The organism is Streptomyces antioxidans (assembly GCF_000968685.2).
Classification (GTDB): domain Bacteria; phylum Actinomycetota; class Actinomycetes; order Streptomycetales; family Streptomycetaceae; genus Streptomyces; species Streptomyces antioxidans.
Genome location: NZ_LAKD02000183.1, coordinates 1 through 481, shown reverse-complemented (window position 1 = coordinate 481; position 481 = coordinate 1). Strand labels below are relative to the sequence as shown.

The following is a 481-nucleotide window of genomic DNA, read 5'->3' as shown; positions in this document are numbered from 1 at the left end:
TGGCTGAGTTGGAGGTGGCCGGGGCGTCGGTCACGGTGGCTGCGTGTGATGTGGCTGATCGTGATGCGGTGCGTGAGTTGTTGGCTGGTGTTCCGGCGGAGGTGCCGCTCAGGGGTGTGGTGCATGCTGCGGGTGTGCTGGATGACGCGACCGTGGAGGGTCTGGGCGAGGAGCAGATTGAGCGGGTGTTGGCGCCGAAGGTGGATGCGGCGTGGCATTTGCATGAGCTGACCCGGGGCATGGACTTGGCGGCGTTCGTGCTGTTCTCTTCGGCGGCGGGTGTGCTGGGCAGTGCCGGGCAGGCTCATTACGCCGCGGCCAATTCCTTCCTGGATGCTCTGGCTCTGCACCGTCAGGCCCTAGGCCTGCCTGGTGTGTCCCTGGCCTGGGGGCTGTGGGCGCAGGACAGTGGTATGACCGGTCACCTGGACCACGAGGACCACGCACGCCTGAACCGCACCGGCATCACCCCCATGACCAC

1 protein-coding gene is annotated in these 481 nt (G+C 66.7%); it reads left to right on the top strand.

From position 1 onward, the window contains the following. A partial coding sequence (locus tag VT50_RS37420; RefSeq protein ID WP_143645360.1) for an SDR family NAD(P)-dependent oxidoreductase occupies positions 1-481 on the top strand: 481 nt, incomplete at both ends.